The 16,339-nt window shown below is 68.5% G+C and carries 16 protein-coding genes; 2 read left to right on the forward strand and 14 right to left on the reverse strand.

Translation table 11 applies throughout. The features are described 5' to 3' along the window. Nucleotides 1-49: 49 nt before the first annotated feature. Nucleotides 50-643: an LOG family protein gene (locus tag ACMA5I_RS12865; protein WP_525886686.1), complete on the forward strand. Its 594-nt coding sequence runs from the start codon at nucleotides 50-52 to the stop codon at nucleotides 641-643. On the opposite strand, the gene rarD is transcribed toward ACMA5I_RS12865, so the two are convergent. The 9 genes from rarD to cbiE all read right to left on the reverse strand — a co-directional run bounded on the left by rarD (nucleotide 574) and on the right by cbiE (nucleotide 9,097). Next, a complete protein-coding gene (gene rarD / locus ACMA5I_RS12870; RefSeq protein WP_525886687.1) occupies nucleotides 574-1,524 on the reverse strand; it encodes an EamA family transporter RarD in 951 nt (316 codons plus the stop codon). The genes ACMA5I_RS12865 and rarD overlap by 70 nt on opposite strands. A gap of 58 nt (nucleotides 1,525-1,582) precedes the next feature. Beyond that, nucleotides 1,583-2,836 carry an AGE family epimerase/isomerase gene (locus ACMA5I_RS12875; protein WP_525886688.1) on the reverse strand — a complete coding sequence of 418 codons (1,254 nt, stop codon included), beginning with the start codon at nucleotides 2,834-2,836 and terminating at the stop codon, nucleotides 1,583-1,585. Nucleotides 2,837-2,881: 45 nt separating this feature from the next. After that, nucleotides 2,882-3,874 carry a siderophore-interacting protein gene (locus ACMA5I_RS12880; RefSeq protein ID WP_525886689.1) on the reverse strand — a complete coding sequence of 331 codons (993 nt, stop codon included), beginning with the start codon at nucleotides 3,872-3,874 and terminating at the stop codon, nucleotides 2,882-2,884. Nucleotides 3,875-3,960: 86 nt separating this feature from the next. After that, nucleotides 3,961-4,692, reverse strand: coding sequence for a precorrin-6A synthase (deacetylating) (gene cobF, locus ACMA5I_RS12885; protein ID WP_525886690.1), 732 nt, complete (start codon nucleotides 4,690-4,692; stop codon nucleotides 3,961-3,963). After that, nucleotides 4,685-5,413: a uroporphyrinogen-III C-methyltransferase gene (gene cobA / locus ACMA5I_RS12890; RefSeq protein WP_525886691.1), complete on the reverse strand. Its 729-nt coding sequence runs from the start codon at nucleotides 5,411-5,413 to the stop codon at nucleotides 4,685-4,687. Before cobA ends, cobF begins: the two co-directional genes overlap by 8 nt. A 13-nt stretch (nucleotides 5,414-5,426) precedes the next feature. Continuing rightward, nucleotides 5,427-6,734 (reverse strand): cobyrinic acid a,c-diamide synthase CobB, encoded by a 1,308-nt coding sequence (locus ACMA5I_RS12895; RefSeq protein ID WP_525886692.1) that lies wholly within the window; start codon nucleotides 6,732-6,734, stop codon nucleotides 5,427-5,429. Then, a complete protein-coding gene (gene cobM, locus ACMA5I_RS12900; RefSeq protein ID WP_525886693.1) occupies nucleotides 6,727-7,551 on the reverse strand; it encodes a precorrin-4 C(11)-methyltransferase in 825 nt (274 codons plus the stop codon). Before cobM ends, ACMA5I_RS12895 begins: the two co-directional genes overlap by 8 nt. After that, a complete protein-coding gene (locus ACMA5I_RS12905; protein ID WP_525886730.1) occupies nucleotides 7,551-7,904 on the reverse strand; it encodes a cobalamin biosynthesis protein in 354 nt (117 codons plus the stop codon). Before ACMA5I_RS12905 ends, cobM begins: the two co-directional genes overlap by 1 nt. Further along, nucleotides 7,901-9,097 carry a precorrin-6y C5,15-methyltransferase (decarboxylating) subunit CbiE gene (gene cbiE, locus ACMA5I_RS12910; RefSeq protein WP_525886694.1) on the reverse strand — a complete coding sequence of 399 codons (1,197 nt, stop codon included), beginning with the start codon at nucleotides 9,095-9,097 and terminating at the stop codon, nucleotides 7,901-7,903. Before cbiE ends, ACMA5I_RS12905 begins: the two co-directional genes overlap by 4 nt. Here cbiE and ACMA5I_RS12915 point away from each other — a divergent pair. After that, on the forward strand, nucleotides 9,096-9,848 hold the full coding sequence (locus ACMA5I_RS12915; RefSeq protein ID WP_525886731.1) for a cobalt-precorrin-6A reductase: 753 nt from the start codon (nucleotides 9,096-9,098) through the stop codon (nucleotides 9,846-9,848). The two genes, cbiE and ACMA5I_RS12915, sit on opposite strands and share 2 nt — an antisense overlap. On the opposite strand, the gene cobJ is transcribed toward ACMA5I_RS12915, so the two are convergent. Genes cobJ through cobN form a run of 5 tightly spaced genes read right to left on the reverse strand, consistent with a single transcriptional unit; the run spans nucleotide 9,824 to nucleotide 16,338 of the window. Continuing rightward, entirely contained in the window at nucleotides 9,824-10,573 is a 750-nt protein-coding gene (gene cobJ / locus ACMA5I_RS12920; RefSeq protein ID WP_525886695.1) for a precorrin-3B C(17)-methyltransferase, read from the reverse strand. The two genes, ACMA5I_RS12915 and cobJ, sit on opposite strands and share 25 nt — an antisense overlap. After that, nucleotides 10,570-11,307 (reverse strand): precorrin-2 C(20)-methyltransferase, encoded by a 738-nt coding sequence (gene cobI, locus ACMA5I_RS12925; protein ID WP_525886696.1) that lies wholly within the window; start codon nucleotides 11,305-11,307, stop codon nucleotides 10,570-10,572. The genes cobJ and cobI overlap by 4 nt, the downstream gene beginning before the upstream one ends. Next, nucleotides 11,304-11,933 (reverse strand): precorrin-8X methylmutase, encoded by a 630-nt coding sequence (locus ACMA5I_RS12930; protein ID WP_525886697.1) that lies wholly within the window; start codon nucleotides 11,931-11,933, stop codon nucleotides 11,304-11,306. Before ACMA5I_RS12930 ends, cobI begins: the two co-directional genes overlap by 4 nt. After that, a complete protein-coding gene (locus ACMA5I_RS12935) occupies nucleotides 11,930-13,063 on the reverse strand; it encodes a ferredoxin-like domain-containing protein (RefSeq protein WP_525886698.1) in 1,134 nt (377 codons plus the stop codon). The genes ACMA5I_RS12930 and ACMA5I_RS12935 overlap by 4 nt, the downstream gene beginning before the upstream one ends. Continuing rightward, complete coding sequence (gene cobN / locus ACMA5I_RS12940) at nucleotides 13,060-16,338, reverse strand: cobaltochelatase subunit CobN (RefSeq protein ID WP_525886699.1); 3,279 nt, start codon at nucleotides 16,336-16,338, stop codon at nucleotides 13,060-13,062. The genes ACMA5I_RS12935 and cobN overlap by 4 nt, the downstream gene beginning before the upstream one ends. Nucleotide 16,339: the final 1 nt, after the last annotated feature.

Here is a 16,339-nt window from a genome sequence, read left to right on the forward strand (position 1 = left end):
GGCTCCCGCAATGTTTGGTATCAAGGATTTAGGTGAGAGGAGCCGCCCCATGTTGGAAACCGCCCCGTCGATTTGTGTGTTCTGTGGTGCCCGTCCGGGGCGCGATGCGGCTTATGGCGATCTGGCCGAGGAGATGGGCCGCAGCATCGCCGAAGCCGGGATGCGGCTCGTTTACGGCGCGGGCAATGCGGGGCTGATGGGGCGGGTCGCCGAGGGCGCGATCCGGGCGGGCGGCGAGACCTTTGGGGTGATCCCCGAGCATCTCATTCCCGGCGAGCGCGCGCGGCAGGATCTCACGCATCTCGTCGTCACCGAGACCATGCATGAGCGCAAGAAACTGCTCTTCACCAATTCGGACGCGATTGTCACCCTGCCCGGCGGCGCGGGCTCGCTCGACGAGTTTTTCGAGGTGCTGACATGGCGGCAGATCGGGCTGCATGAGAAGCCGCTTTACCTGCTGAACCCGCAGCTGGAGGACGGGCGCGGCTATTGGGATCCGCTTCTGGAGATGCTGGAGCGGGTCGTGGGCGAGGGTTTCGCGGATCCGGGCCTCACCTCCAGCTTTACCGTCGCTCAGGGGCCGGCGGCGTTGATGGCGCGTTTGCGGGCGGACCTCTCCCGCGCCAGCGCGTCGGCGGAGTAGATCGCCAGCGCCAGCCAGATCAGCGGGAAGGCGATCATGTGCCAGCCCGTCACCGGCTCGCCGAACGCGATGGCGGCGACGAGAAACTGGATCGTCGGGTTGAGATACATGATCAGCCCCATGGTCGCATAGGTCAGCCGCCGCGCCGCCATGGCGAAGAGGATCAGCGGGCCGCCGGTGAGCGGGCCGGAGCCGATCAGCAAAAGCGTGTCGCGCCAGTTCTCGCCGAACCAGCCGCCGGGACGGTCCACCAGCCCCTGCACATCCCAGCCATGCACCGCGATGAGCCAGGCGAGCGCAATCGGTGAGATCAGCAGCACCTCCACGGCGACGGAGAGGACCGGCCCCGCCTTGGTTGCCCGTTTGGCCATGCCGTAAAAGCCCATGGTGGTGGCGAGCCAGAGCGAAATCCACGGGGTCACGCCAAGGCCGAAGGCGAGCGTGAGGACCGCCGCGACGGCGAGCAGCACCGCGACGATCTGCACCGGGCGCAGCCGCTCGCGGTAGAAAATCGCGCCGAGGATCACCGCGACGATGGGGAAAATGTAATAGCCGAAACTCGCCTCCATTGCCCGCTCGATCTGGATGGCGAAGATGAAACCGAACCAGTTTTGCGAGATCAGCAGCGCCGCGATCAGCAGCGAAATCACGGTGTGGCGGTCGCGCAAGGCGGCCTTGAGTTCGCCCATACGGCCTTGAATCGTCAGCAGAATCACGAAGAAGACGAGGCTCCACACGGTGCGATGCGCCAGCACCTCAAGGGGCGGCACATGGTCCACCGCCTTGTAATAGAGCATCGACAGGCCCCAGCACACGCACACCCCCGCAGCCGAGAGAATCCCGATTTTGACCTCGCGGTCGGCTGGGGTGGTCACGGTCATGGTGGGGCCTTTCAGCGCGAATTGAACAGGCGCACCAAACGCCCCGCCTTGGCGTTTGTCAATCCGCTGCGCGCGCCAGAACCCCGCCAAGCCCCTGATAGGCCCCGGACAGCCCCGGCGTGAGCGGCAGAAGATCCGCTTGCAGCGCGTGGTAAATGTCCGGTTTGCCCGCAAATTGCGTGACTTGCGGCGCGCCGTCCGGGCCGATTTCAGGGAACCAGCCGCCGCGCGCATGGTCGATGAAATGCGCCGATGCGAAGCGCCAGAGGCGGCGATACCAGTCCTCATCCGCGGGCTGCGGGTCCCATTTGAGAAGCGCCGCGACCGCGCCGATGGCTTCCGTCACGGGCCACCAATAGCGGTCCCGGATGGACGGGCTGCCGTCGAAATTGAGCGTGTAAGAAATCCCGCCCTCGTCCCGCCACGCATCGGCAAACCCGGTGGCGACCAACTGCCGCGCCGCGTTTGGCAAGCCGCTCTCGGGCCGCCCCGCCAGATCCCAATATTGGAGCGCCAGCCGCGCCATTTCGAAGGAATGGCCGGGCGTGGTGCCCGCCGGGCGGAACATCGGATCGCCGCTATAAGCGCGGTCCACCTGCCAGGTTTCGGTGTAATGCTCCGGCAAGCGCCAGTCATATTCCGGGGCCATCTCCAGCAGGAAAAAGGCGAGAATTTTCCCGGCCTTCTCCAAAAACACGCCCTCGCCCGTCGCCTCATAGGCGCCGAGCAGCGCCTCGACCCCGTGCATATTCGCGTTCATCCCGCGATAGGTGGAAAACGGCGTCCAGTCGCGGCTCCATTCATCGGCAAAGCGCCCGTGATCTGGCTCCCAGAAGCGCGTCTCCAGCACCTCGGCCACATCGGCAATCAGCCGGTCCGCCTCCGGGTGGCCCGCCATTTTCGCGCTGGATCCGGCAAGCAAAACAAAGACATGGCCATAGGCGAGTTTGCGATCATCCACCGCCCTATCGCCTTTGATGCCCCAGAGATAACCGCCATGATCCGCGTCCCGGTGATGGGACCAGAGATAGCGCATCCCCTGATCGATGATCGCCTCGCAATCCGCCGCGCCCGCCAGTTTGCCAAGGGCGTAGGCATGGACCAGCCGCGTCGTCGTGTGCAGCTCCTGCAAGTCGCTTTCCAGCGGCGCGCCGTCATAGCCGAGCGTATAGAAGCCCGCGTCAGGCCGCTGGCTGGCGCGGAAAAAATCAAGTTGCCGGGCGGCGTCTTCGGCCAGAAAATCGCGATGCGCGTCGGCGGTCAGCCAAGGGGTGTCGCCCTCGGGGCCGGGTGCGGTGTCTTCTGTGGTCATGGGCGTCTCCTCCGCCCGCCATAACGCCCGATTGCGGCGATGCGGTCAATCGCCCTTGGCGGGCGACGTCGCGGGAGCCGTCCAATAGGCGGCGAGCGCCTGCTGTTTCGGCGAATGCCCGGCGGCTTTCATCCGCGCCCGCGCCTCGGCCACCTCATGCTTTTCGCCGCAAAAAAAGATGTAATCCCAGGCGCTTGGCGGGTGATCTTCAAGGGCGTCAAGGAGGGTGTGCCCGCGCGCGCGCACCCGCCAGTCGATGGTGATCTGCGGATGGCGAATCTCCCGGATGCTCGCCGCGCTTGGCACCAGAAGCGTCGCGCGGCCGGTCGAGTCCGGGCGTTCCTCCAGCATCCGCAGCACCGCAGGCAGCGCGGTTTCATCGGCAAAAAGCGCCCAGTTCGGATGCGCCGGCGCGCCCGACCCGCCCGGTCCGGTCAGCCCCACCTCATCGCCCGGCGAAAGGCCCGCCGCCCATGTGCAGCTCCGCCCGCCCTCATGGATGAAAATGTCGATCTCGATCCAGTCCGCCCCGACGGCGATGATCGTGTAGACGGGCCGATGCGGGAGCGCGCTGCCCTCGGCCCAAACCGTTTTGCCCGTCGCCGCGACCACCGGCCAGCGCTGCGCCCCCGTGCCCGGCGGAACGAGCCGCACATGATAGGCGGTGCTGCGATAGCGGGTCACATCGCCGGTCAGGCGCAGCCGGTGATAGGCGGGGCATATCCGGCGGCAGGACGCGACCGTGAGGATGTGCAAATTCGGCGGCGGGCGGCCCGCATCGAGATGGCTCCAGCGCAAGTCGCCCGCCAGGTCCACGAGGTTTTCGGAGATAAATTCCCGCAGCACATGGAGATCATCCGGATCCTCTGCCGTGATCTCCAGCCGCCCCGGTGTCGCCACGATCTCACCGATGAGGGTCGCGATGGTCACGCGCGCCTCCCCCGCCGCCACGGGCAGCATATTCGCGCCCGCCTCGCGGTGGATGAAGGCGGCGAGCGTGTCAAACGGGATGTCCAGCAATGCGGTGGTCTGCGCCATCTGTCTCTCGGGTTGGGGGCTGGCTGGTGGCGGCTGGCTGATTGGGGCTGGCTCTCTGCGCGGTCTCGCACCCGCCGGTGTCGGGGTCAAGAGCGGCGCAAGAGGTAGCAATCCATGATCCAGCCATGATCGGCGCGGGCTGCGGCGCGGGTTTTGGCGATGCGCGGCCCGGCCTCCGCCAGTGGGCCGTGGTCGAGGATTTCTTCGGGCATGCCGAGAAACGCGCCCCACCAGATGTCGACCCCCGCCGGATCGAGCGTCTCGAAACTCCCCTCCCCGTCGAGCATGACCGCGACGCTCTCGGCCCCCTCCGGCCAGCCTTCCGCGCGCAAGCGGCGGCCCGTCGTCACCGTCACCGCACCGCCGACCGTGTTGAAGGGAATCGCATGGGCGGCGGTCAGCGCTTGCAGGGCGGTGATGCCGGGGATGACGCGGAGTTTCGGGGCCGGATCGAGCCGCGCGGCGATGCGCAGCGTGCTGTCGTAAAGCCCCGGATCGCCCCAGACGAGCAGCGCCACCGGGCCGTCAGGCGCGCCCTCAAGCGCCGCCTGCCAGCGCCGCGCGATCTCGTCATGCCACGCGGCGACGCGGGATTGGTAGGGCAAGGTTTCATCACGTTCGGGCATGGGAAACGGGATGATCTTCGCCTCCGCGCCCGCCGCTTTCAGAATATCCCGCCGCAGATGCGCCAGATCCTCCTTGCCCGTGCCTTTTTGCGGGAGCAGCACCGCCGCCGCCTCGCGAAGTGCCGCCTGACCCTCAAGGGTGACATGGCCGGGATGGCCGGTGCCGATGCCGATCAGCCAGATCTCAGTCATCGCCGAGATCCGCAAGCGGGCCGTAGAGGATGAGCGCGGGTTTATCGCTGACCCCGCCGTCGAGCGCCTCCGCCAGTGCGCCGACCGTGGATCGGGTCAGGCGCTCCTCCGGGGTCGACACCGCTTCGGCGAGCAGCGCGGGCGTCGTCTCCGGCAGGCCCTGCGCAATCAGCTTGGCGGCGAGTTTGGGGAAGGTGCGCTGGCCCATGAAGACCACCGTGCAGGCGGCGGGATCGGCCAGCGCCTTGAGGTCGATATCCTCGGGCAGCGCGCCGCTCGCATCATGGCCGGTCACGAATTGCACCCGCCGCGCGGTGAGCCGCCGGGTCAGCGGAATGCCCGCGCTCGCCGCCGCCGCGATGGCAGACGGCAGGCCGGGGATGATCTCATAGGCGATCCCGGCGTCGCGGAGCGCAACCAGTTCTTCCTCCAGCCGCCCAAAGAGCCCGCCATCGCCGGATTTGAGCCGCACCACCCGCTGACCGGTTTGGGCATACTCCACCAGAAGACGGCTCACATGATCCTGTTTCGGCGAGGGCCGCCCGGCCCGTTTGCCCACCCCGACGAGATCCGCGCCGTCCCGCGCATGGCCAAGGATCGGCCCGGCGGAGAGATCGTCAAACAGCACCGCATCGGCGCGCTGGAGCCGGTCCACCGCTTTGAGCGTGAGCAATTCGGGATCCCCCGGCCCCGAGCCGACGAAACTGACAAAGCCGCTCATGGCCGCCCTCCGCTCATACATCCTCCGCAGAAATCAGATGGAAGAATGTGCCAGAGACCGCGCCGCGATGCGAGCCGGTTTCGGGCACGGGCGCGCCATCGGCGTCATAAACACGGGCGAGCGGCGCGTCGGGTTGCTCCAGAATGGTCGAGTAATGGAACTCATGCCCGCGCAGATGCGCCCCCGGATCATGGCCCGGCAGCGGCGCATCGAGCATGGCGCGGCGATAGCCGAGATGGAATTTACGCGCCTCATAGCTGGTCACGAGGCCGAGCAGCCCGGCCATCTCATGCCGCGCGCCATCCTTGTCGATCAGCGCGGTGCCAAGCGCCATATAGCCGCCGCATTCGCCATGAACCGGCTTTGTTTCCGCATGTTTGCGCAGCCCGGCCTTGAACTGCGACGCGGCGGCGAGCTTGCCCGCGTGCAGCTCGGGATAGCCGCCCGGCAGCCAGACGAGATCGGCGGAAGGATCGGGCGCCTCATCGGCAAGCGGCGAGAAGGGCAAAATCTCCGCGCCCGCCTGCCGCCAGCCCTCGCGCAGATGCGGATAGGTAAAGGAGAACGCCGCATCCTGCGCCAGCGCGATCCGCTGCGCGGGCGGTTTGCAGAGGGCGGTTTTGGGGGGCAGATCATGGCCCGCCGCAATCTCTCGCAACAGCTCCAAATCGAGATGGGCGCGCAGGAAGGTGGCGTAATCGGCGATGGCGGTCTCCAAGTCCGGATGCTCCACCGCCTGAATAAGCCCCAGATGCCGCTCCGGCAGGGTCAGATCGCCGCGCCGCGGCAGCGCGCCAAGGACCCGGATCCCGGCCCGCTCCATGCCAAGCCGCGCCAACCGCTCATGGCGGGGCGAGGCGACGCGGTTCAAGATCACCCCCGCAAAGGGCAGATTGGCGTTGTAGAGCCGGAAGCCAAGCGCCGTCGCCGCCGCCGATTGCGCCTGCCCGCTCACATCGACGACCAGCACCACCGGCCAGCCCATGCGCAGCGCGGTCTCGGCACTGGTCCCGAACCCCGCCCGGCCATGGGTGGCGACCCCGTCATAGAGCCCCATCGAGCCTTCCGCGACGCAAAGATGCGCGCCCTCCGCCTGCCCCGCCACGGCGTTAAGCAGCGCATCGCCCATGGCCCAGGTGTCGAGATTGAAGGACATGCGGCCCGCCGCAGCAAAGTGAAAGGCGGGGTCGATATAGTCGGGGCCGGATTTGAACGGCTGCACCGTCAGCCCCTCATCGGCCAGCGCCCGCAAGAGCCCCAGCATCACCGTGGTCTTGCCCGTCCCCGAGGAGGGCGCCGAAATCAACAAACCTTTAACCATGCTCACCTTCATTGCTCTGGGTTTCTGTTTCGTCTTGGTCCGTCCAGCCCGCCCAAGGGCTTGCGGCGCTTTGCGGGCGGTAGCGGCGGTCGTAATCGGCGGCGTAAAGCGCGCTTTCGACGCCCCCGTCCCCGGCCAGCGCAGGCCCGACAAGGATCAGCGCGGTGCGGGCGATGCCGTCCACTTGGCCCGCGATCTCGGACAGGCGACTCTGCACGATCCGCTGATCGGGCCAGCTCGCGCGGTAGACCACCGCCACCGGGCAGTCGCCCCCATAAAACGGTGTCAGATCCGCCACCACCTGATCGAGATTTTGGATCGAGAGGTGAATCGCCAGCGTCGCGCCCGTGGCGGCAAAATTCGCGAGTGTTTCGCGCGCGGGCATGGACGAGGCGCGGCCCGGAGTGCGGGTCAGGACGAGCGATTGCGCAAGGCCGGGCGCGGTCAGTTCCACTTCCAGCGCAGCAGCAGCGGCGGCGAAGGACGGCACCCCCGGCGTGACCGTGACCGGGATGCCGAGCGCCTTGATCCGCCGCATCTGCTCGCCCATGGCCGACCAGACCGAAAGATCGCCGGAATGGAGCCGCGCCACGTCCTGCCCCGCCTCATACGCGCGTTGAATCTCCACGATAATCGCGTCCAGATCCATCGGCGCGGTGTTCACGATCCGCGCGCCGTCGGGGCAATGGGCGAGGATCGCCTCCGGCACCAGCGAGCCCGCGTAAAGACAGACCGGAGAGGCCGCGATCAGGTCGCGCCCGCGCAAAGTGAGAAGGTCCGGCGCGCCGGGTCCCGCGCCAATGAAATGCACCGTCATTATGGCTCTCCTTCGGCCAGCGCGCAGGTGGCCAGCCGGTCGGTTGAGATCACGCGCGGGCCGAGAAGCCGCGCGCCCTTGAGCGCCGCCAGCGCCGCCGCTTCCGCCACACTGCCCGTCCCGCGCGCGCGCTGCGATGCGGCGGATTGGCTCAGGGTGGCAGCGTGGGTGAGGGTATCGCTGGGGATGGCGATCACCGGCAGGCCGAGGCTTTGCGCCAAGGCGCGAAACGCCGGAGTCTCCGCCTTGTCCGCCGCTGTGGCGAGCGCGTCGGCGGGCCCTGCGAGCGCATAGGCATCCCGCAGGCTTTCCACGCGCGCGGCCTCGCGAAATCCGAACCCCGCCACGATCATAGCACGCCGCTCCATTGCAGGATCGGGAAGCTGGCCTTCCAGCCGCGTTTGGTGCCGATCTCCGTGGGGGTCGAGAGGTCGATCCGCAGCAGATCGCCGCCAAGCCGGGCCTGCGCGCCGATCAGCAGCGCCTCGCTTTCCAAGGTCACGGCATTGGCGACGATCCGCGTGCCGGAGGCGAGGATTTTTTCCAGCGTCTCCAGCAGCTTGGCACTCAGCCCGCCGCCGATAAACACCGCATCCGGGGGCGCAAGACCCGCCAGCGCCTCGGGCGCGCGGCCCGTCACGACCGCCAGCCGATCCACCCCAAGCCGCGCGGCGTTTTCAGCGATCCGCGCCACCCGCTCGGGGTCCGCCTCGATGCTGGTCGCGGTGAGGGTTGGATGGGCCAGCAGCCATTCAATCGCGATGGAGCCGGACCCGCCGCCAATGTCCCATAAATGCTCAAACGGGCGCGGCGCGAGGGCCGAGAGGGTCAGCGCGCGGACCGGGCGTTTGGTGATCTGGCCATCATGGGCGAACACCGCGTCGGGTCGGCCCGAGGCGAGCGGCAGCGCCGTGCCGCCCGCCATCTCCACCGCCGCGCAGACGGGGTGGGCGAAATCGGTTTGCGGCAGCGCGTCCGCCTGCGCGCGCGTCACCCGCTGGCGCGGCCCGCCGAGGGATTCGAGGATGGTGAGGGCAGAGGCGCCGAAGCCCTCTTCGGTGAGGTAATCCGCGAGCGCCCGCACCGCCGCGCCGTCGCGCAAGAGCACAATCGCCCGCGCGCCCGGTGCCAGATGCGGTTTCAGCCGCGAGAGCGGCGCGGCGTGGAGGCCGAAACAGGGCGTGGTCTCCAGCGGCCAGCCGAGTTCCGCCGCCGCGAGCGCGAAGGTCGAGACGCCGGGCAGCGCGCGCCATTCGCCGGGCGCGAGATGTTTCGCCACACTCGTCCCCGCCCCGAACCAGAACGGATCGCCCGAGGCGAGCATCACCACGCGGCGCGGTTTTTGCTGGAGAAGCAAGGGGATACCTTCCGCAAATGGCACCGGCCAAGGGATCACCTCCGCCGCGATCTCCGGCAACAAAGCCAGATGCCGGGGCGCGCCCATCACGACTTCGGCGGCCTCCAGCGCAGCACGGCTTGCAGGCGGCAGGCCATCCGGGCCATCTTCGCCGAGACCGACAATCGTGAGCCAGGGAGCGTCAGCCATCACACCGAACCTTCTCATTCTGGGCGGCACAGCGGAGGCCAGCGCCCTCGCCGCGCGCGTTGCCGAAGCCGGGCTGACCGCCACGCTGTCGCTCGCCGGACGGGTCGCGCGGCCCAAGCCGCAAGCGCTCCCGCTGCGGGTCGGCGGTTTTGGCGGGGCGGATGGGCTGGCGGCGTATCTTCGCTTGAACACCATCACACATCTCATTGACGCAACACATCCTTTTGCCGATCAGATGAGCCGCAACGCGGTGGCGGCGAGCGAAGAGACCGGCGTCCCGCTGATCGCCCTCACCCGCGCGCCGTGGACCGCCGGGCCGGGCGATGACTGGACCCATTTGCCCGATATTCCCGCGACGCTCGCGGCCCTTGATCGCCCCAAAACTCGCATCATGCTGGCCCTCGGGCGGCAGAACCTGCCCGCCTTCGCCGCCGCGCCGCATCACTTCTACCTGCTCCGTCTCGTGGACCCGCCCGAGACACCGCCGCCCCTGCCCGATCATCATGTGATCGTGGATCGCGGCCCCTTCACCGAGGCGGGCGATCTCGCGCTGATGCGGGACCATCGGATCGACCTCATCATCTGCAAAAATTCCGGCGGGACCGGCGCGGCGGCGAAACTGGCCGCAGCGCGCAGCCTTGGCCTGCCCGTCTGGATGATCGACCGGCCCGCGCTCCCGGCGCGGCGCGACGTCGCGAGCGTCGATGCGGTGATGGACTGGCTCGCTCATTCGGCAAATCTCGGCGTGTAGACGTAGGGGGCTCCGTTCCGGGGGATCACCCGCGTGGTCGACGAGCCGACAAGGACCACGGTGCGCATATCCGCCATCTCGGGGGTGCAGTCCGGCAAAGGCACGACGCGGAGCGATTCCTCGGGCGTCGAGACCGCCCGGGCGAAGATCACGGGGCGGGTGTCGCCGCAGGCGTCTTTCAGAATTTGCAGCGTTTTTTCAAAACCTTCAGGGCGGGATTTCGAGCGCGGATTATAGAACCCCATGGCGAAATCCGCCTCGACCGCGAGGCGGAGGCGTTTTTCGATCAAAGCCCATGGCTTCAGGTTATCACTAAGGTTAATCGCGCAGAAATCATGGCCCAGAGGCGCACCGGCGCGGGCAGCGGCGGCAAGCATTGCCGTAATGCCCGGCAGCACCGAAATCGCCAGATCACGCCATGCCTGCGGCCCGGCTTCCACCGCTTCGAACACCGCCGAGGCCATCGCAAAGACGCCCGGATCGCCGGAAGAGACCACCACCACCTGCCGACCGTCCGCCGCCATTTCGAGCGCGTGACGGGCGCGGTCGAGCTCGACGCGGTTGTCCGATGCGTGCAGCGTCAAACCGGGCCGCGCGGCCACCCGCGCGACGTATGGGATATAGCCGACCACATCGGTTGCGCCCGCCAGCGCGGCGGTGACTTCGGGCGTCACCATGGCCTCCGCGCCCGGCCCGAGACCGGCGATCACCAGCGATCCGCTCATGGCCGCCGCCCCTCTCCATGCACCACGATGATGGAGAAATAAGGCACGCTCGCCCCCTCCCGGTCGCTCAGTTTTTGCACAGTCTGGCCCGGCATGGCGGCATATTCCACCAGCCACGCCGCCTCATATTTCCCGGCCCGCTCCAGCGCCCGGCGAACCTTGCCAAGATGCCGCCCAATCTTCATCACAATGAGCGCGTCCGCGCGTTCCATATGCGCCGCGAGATCATCCTCCGGCAGCGTGCCCATCAGAACCGACAGCACATCATCGCCCCATGTGATCGGCTGGCCCGTGGCGCTCCACGCCGCCGACATGCCGGTGATCGCGGGCACGATCTCGATCGGCACCACATCGCACAGGCGGGTGTAGAGGTGCATGAAAGAGCCGTAGAAAAACGGGTCCCCCTCGGCCAGCACCACCACATCCTCGCCCGCTTCGCTCAAGGCGCGCAGATGCGCCGCGCAATCGGCGTAAAAGGCGGCGAGGCGGTTGTTATAGCGCGGGTCCGTAAAGGGAATTTCGGTCGTCACCGGGTATTCCATGGCGAATTCGGTGGCGGTTTCGGGCAGCACCCCCTCGACGATCCGCCGCGCCTGCCCCGGATTGCCCGCCTTGCGAAAATAGGCGACGTGGCGCGCGCCGCGCAGCAGACGGTCCGCGCGGACGCTCATCAGATCGGGATCGCCGGGGCCGAGACCGAGCCCATAGATCGTGCCAAGCGCCGCGCCGCTCATTCTGTGCGGCTCGCGAGGGCGTTGACGGCGGCAACCGTGATGGCGCTGCCCCCGAGCCGCCCTTCCACGATACAGCACGGCACCGGCTGATCGGCCCAAAGCGCGTCTTTCGATTCCACCGCCCCGACAAAGCCGACCGGGCAGCCGATGATCGCCGCCGGGCGGGGACAATCCTTATCTTCCAGCATGTTGAGCAGGTGGAACAGCGCCGTCGGGGCGTTGCCGATGGCGACCACCGCGCCGTCGAGATGGGGCCGCCACAGCTCCAGCGCCGCCGCCGAACGGGTGGTGTTCAGCATCGCGGCCAGCTCGCGGATATTGTCGTTGTGGAGGGTGCAGATCACGGCGTTATCCGCCGGGAGCCGCGTGCGGGTGATGCCTTCGGAGACCATTCGCGCATCGCAGAGGATCGGCGCGCCGCCCTCCAGCGCCGTGCGGGCGGCGGTCGCAAAATCCTCTGAAAACCGAATATGTTGCGCCAGATCGACCATCCCGGCGGCGTGGATCATGCGGACCGCCACCGGCTCTTCCTCCGGCGTAAACCGCGCGAGATCCGCCTCGGCGCGGATGGTGGCAAAGGATTGGCGGTAAATGGCGGCGCCATCGGTCTCATATGTGTATCTCATGGGCGCTCCGGGATGTCGGTGAGGATTTGGGTGGGGGTGAGGCCGCGCCGGGTCGGCGGATCGCTGGCGCGGCCGTTTTCGATGAGGTCGAACCGCCCGTCCCGCCCGACGAGCGTCAGCGCCGCCGGGCTTTGGCGGGCGCAGCTTTTGGCGCAGCCGGAAATATGGACCGACCGGTCGGTATGTTCGGCCAGCTTGCGGGCCAGCGCGCGGGTCGCGACGGTGGCTTGCGGGCAACCGGGCGCGCCGGTGCAGGCGTCGCTCGCCAGAAGCGGCGAGCCGGGGGCGGTGATGAAGGGCGTCTGGAGCGGCATCTCGCCGCCTTCGAGCAGGACCATCCGCCACGGGGTCAGCCGCAGGGCCTCGGCATCGCTGTCCATGATCGCATTGGCCAGATCGCGGGCGCCGAGATGGCCGAAAGGCGCGCCGATGAGCGGGCCGTGCGGGGTCTGGCCGGGTGCGGGACGCGCTGCCGGGGGGTGCGGCGCGGCGGTGGTCCAGTCTGGCGGCAGGGTTTGGGTTTCCAGCACCCGCGCCAAGCGGCGGCGCTCCGGGGTTTGGTGGGCAGTGAACCATGTGGCCATTTCGGTGAGCGCGGTCATCGCGGTGGCTTCGGTCACGGGGCGGCCACGCGGCGCGCCGTCGGCCCGGAGGATCAGGCCCGCATCGCTTTGCTCAAACCGGAAATCCGCCGGGGCGTCTTGCAGGATGGGACGGTCCCCCGCATCCAGCGCATAGCCGATTTTGGCAGGCATTTCGGGGAGGTGCGGGAGGATGTGATGAAGCGCCTCCGCGAGCCGGTCATTGAGATCGCCCGCCTGCCAGTCCGGCGCGACGAGAATGTTGCGGCGAGTCTCCAGCGCCGGGTCCCCGTCGAGCAGGCCGATTGCGTCGAGATCGGCCAGAAGCGGTTCATGCGCGCGCTCGCGGACGGCGCGGATTTGCAGATTGGCGCGGCGGGTCAGCTCCAGCTCGCCCCGCCCGTAGCGCAGCGACAGATCGCAAAGGCCGAGCGCCTGATCCACCGTCAGCCGCCCCTTGCGCGGGCGCACCCGGACCACCAGACCATCCGCCGCGAGCATCGGGCGATGCGCGCCGGGACACCAGCCTTTGACCTCTGCCACGCTCATGCCCCCGCCTCCATCGCCGCGCGGATCGCGTTGCGCCGGGTGCGCCAGAGACCGGCCTGATCGAGCGCCGCGAAACGGGCGGTCATGGCGGCGTAGGCTTCGGGGTTGGCGTCCTCAAGGAAGGCGGCGGTGGCGGGATCGCCAAGGGTCGCGTCATAGTAAAGATCGAACAGATGCGGCCCAACGGCCCCGGCGAGATGGGCAAAGGCGGCCATATGCTCCAGCGTCGCCGCGATCTCCGCCGCGCCGCGAAAACCGTGCGTTTTCATGCCGTTGATCCAGCCCGGATGCGCCGCGCGGGCTTGCACGACGCGGGCGATTTCTTCGGTCAGCGAACGGGCGCGCGGCCGGGACGGGTCCGTATTGTCGAGATGGTAGAGCGCCGCCCTGCCCCCGGTTTGCGCCTGAGCGGCGGCGAACCCGGCCTCATGGGCGGCGTAATCGGTGGCGAGCAGCAGGTCGGTTTCGGGCAGGTCTTGCAGGTGGATGAAGCTGTCGGCCCCGGCCACACGGGCGCGGAGGCCCGCACCGTCCTGCGCCGCCTGATCGCCGTCGAGCGCCCATGAGGACGCCGCCAGCCATGCCTCACCCGCCGCCGCGCGGCCCTCTTCGCTGTAATCGTCGAGAAAATCGGTCATGCCGAGGCCGAAACTGCCGGGCTGCGGGCCGTAGACGCGGGCGAGATCCGCGCGGCCCGCATAGGGGTTCCAGTCCGCCGCCTCGTCGCGGGCGGCGAGCGCGCGGATGGCTTGGGCGAAGAGCGCCGTCAGGGTGGGGAACACGTCACGAAAAAGGCCGGAGACGCGCAAGGTCACGTCGATCCGGGGGCGGTCGAGTTCGGCAATGGGCAGGACCTCGATGCCGCTGACGCGTTCGGACCCTTCGTCCCAGATCGGGCGGACACCGAGGAGCGCGAGGGCCATGGCGAACTCCTCGCCAGCCGTGCGCATGGTGGCGGAGCCCCAGAGATCCACGATCAGCCCGCGCGGCCAGTCGCCTTCCTCCTGCAAATGGCGGCGGATCAGCTCGCCTGCGAGTTTGGTGCCTTGCGCATAGGCGGCGCGGCTCGGGACGGCGCGCGGGTCGGTGGTGAAGAGATTGCGGCCTGTCGGCAGAACGTCGCGCCGCCCGCGATAGGGCGAGCCGGAGGGGCCAGCGGCGATGCGTTTGCCGTTCAGCGCATCCAGCAGGCTGGCGCGTTCGGCGGTGGTGGAGTCGTGGGTGGCGAAGCTGCGGGCCTCCGCCGGACGGCCCCAGATATGCAGACCCTCGCCGAACTGGCTCTCCTTCACATCGCAGACGAACCGGTCGATCCGGGTGATCGCCTCGGCGGGGCAACTGGCGCGGTCAAGGCCAAGATCGTCCTCCACCCCAAGGGCTTGCGCCTCGTCTCTAATGTCGGTTTGGAGCCGGTCGCGGCGTTTCGGGTCGAGCCCGTCGGCGTTGGAAAACTCGTCGAGCAGGGCTTCGAGGCGGGCGAGCCGTTCGGGCGTGCCGCTGTCCTTCAAGGGGGGCGGGATATGGCCGAGCGTGACCGCCCCGATGCGGCGTTTGGCCTGCGCGGCCTCGCCGGGATCGTTGACGATGAAGGGGTAAATGACCGGGAGCGGGCCGGTCAGCGCTTCGGGCCAGCACTGCTCCGAGAGCGCCACGGATTTGCCGGGGAGCCATTCGAGCGTGCCATGCGCACCGATATGGATGAGCGCGTCCGCCTCGCGCTGTAGCCAGAGATAGAAGGCGACATAGGCGTGGCGCGGGACGCGGGCGAGGTCGTGATAGTCGTCGCCGCGAGTTTTGGGGGTGCCGCGCTCGGGTTGGAGGGCGATCAGGGCGTTGCCGAGACGGAGGGCGGCGAAGCGGAACTTGCCGTTTTCGGTGTCTGCTGCGGGGTCGCCCCATGCGGTGTGGAGGGCGTCGCGGAGCGGCTGCGGGAGGGTGGCAAGGGCGGCTTGGTAATCCGCCAGCGGCCATGTGATCTCGCGGGCGGTGAGGCGATTGGCGAGGTCCTCGGGGGCGGCGTCCACCTGATAGCCCGCCGCCCGCAGATCGGCGAGGATGGCGCGGGCCGAGGCGGGCGCGTCGAGGCCGACCGCGTGGCCCATTTGCCAATTTTTGCCGGGATAGGTGGAGAGGATCAGCGCGGGTTTGCGGTCCGCCGGGGGCGTGGACGCGAGGGCCAGCCAGCCATGGATGCGGTCGATGATGGCGGCGATGCGCGATGGCTCCGGGCGGTGGATCTGGCGGGCGAATTGCAGCTCCGCATCCCGCGCCGCGGGGTCTTTGAAGGAGGCGACGCCGGCGAGGATGCGGCCATCGACTTCGGGGAGGACCACATGCATGGCGAGATCGGCGGGCGAGAGGCCGCGCTCCGAGGCGGCCCATGCGGCGCGGGTGGAGGTCGCGAGGGCGGCCTGGAACACCGGCACCTCGCCCGCGTCGAGGGGGGACGCGCCGGTCTCGCCTTTGCCGGAAAAGGCGGTGACATTGACGATGGCCGCCGGGCGCTGGCGGGCGATTTCGGCGCGCAGCCACGCCGCCGCTTCGGGCGCTTTGAGGGACGGCACGAAGAGCGCCAGCGGGTCGTAGCCTTTCGCCGCAAAGCCTTGAAGAAGCGCCGTAATCGGAGCGGTGTCGCCTGCGACGAGATAGGCGCGGTAGAAGGTCAGCAGGATACGCGGGCGGGGTCCCGGCGCGGGCGGGTCGATCACGCCGCGCGCGGGCGACCAAGCGCCGTAATCGGGCACGGATTTCGCCCCCGCGACCGGCCCCGCATAAAGGCCCGCCGCCATGGCGAGTTGCGCGAGTGCCGCCTGCGCCGCGACCGCACCGCCCGCATCGCAAAGGGTTTGCAGTTGGCGGAGCGTGGAGGTCGGGAGGGTCGAATAGGCGTCGAGGCGCGCATCGTCCCGGCCATCGGCGGGCAGCACCGCGAGGGCGAGGCCGCGCCGGTCCGCCAGCGCTTTGACTTGCTGCAATCCATAGGCCCAATACGGCACACCGCCGATGAGACGGATCAGGAGTCCTTTCGCCCCTTCAAGGGTTTGCTCGACATAGGTATCAACCGAGAGCGGGTGTTTCAGCGCCGCGAGATTGGCGAGGCGGAGCGTGGGCAAACCGCCCTGCCCGGCCTCGCAGCTGCGGTGCCAGCCTTCCGCGAAGGCGCCGAGATCACTGTCCGAAAACGACAGGACCACCAGATCGGCGGGGCTTTGCCCCAGATCGGTGGGCGTGTCGGTCTCGTCGAGGCCGTGACTTTCGCGGAAGATGACATGCATG

Origin of the sequence: Jujubicoccus corallicola (genome assembly GCF_047345645.1) — a bacterium.
Lineage (GTDB): Bacteria > Pseudomonadota > Alphaproteobacteria > Rhodobacterales > Rhodobacteraceae > JBLEFH01.